This window comes from Streptomyces carpinensis (assembly GCF_002154505.1).
In the GTDB taxonomy this organism is placed as follows: domain Bacteria; phylum Actinomycetota; class Actinomycetes; order Streptomycetales; family Streptomycetaceae; genus Streptomyces; species Streptomyces carpinensis.
Map to the genome: position 1 here is coordinate 1 of NZ_MUBM01000656.1, position 435 is coordinate 435.

Annotated in this window: 1 protein-coding gene; it reads right to left on the reverse strand. The window is 67.8% G+C overall.

The features are described from left to right. A partial coding sequence (locus BZY54_RS47595) for a GDP-mannose 4,6-dehydratase (protein ID WP_143668410.1) occupies window positions 1-228 on the reverse strand: 228 nt, incomplete at its 3' end. Window positions 229-435 lie beyond the last annotated feature (207 nt).

Sequence of the window (435 nt, forward strand, 5' to 3'; positions counted from 1 at the left end):
CCGCAGCAGGTTCACCAGCGCCACCCCGTCCGAGAGGTCGGCGTGGTGCAGGACGAACGACCGCTCCGGCTGGTCCGGGCCCTGGTAGATGTGGTCGATCCGCTCGGTGTTGAACGTCGACGACCGGCGGATCAGCCCGTGCACGGTGTAGCCCTTGTCCAGCAGCAGCTCCGCCAGATAGGACCCGTCCTGGCCGGTCACCCCGGTGATGAGTGCCGACTTGCCCATCAAAACCCCCTCCGACGCGACCAATCGGTCACGTTTTCATGTGTTATACCCTGATATCGCGAGGAATGTCCCCCGAGACCGTACGGTGCTGGCACAATCCGCGCATGACAGCTGACGCTTCGCCACAGCCCACGGCGGCTTCGCCCGCGCCCTCGCTCTCGGCCACGGGCTCGTCCCGGTCCTCGCTGCTCCCGCGCGGGGCCCGCG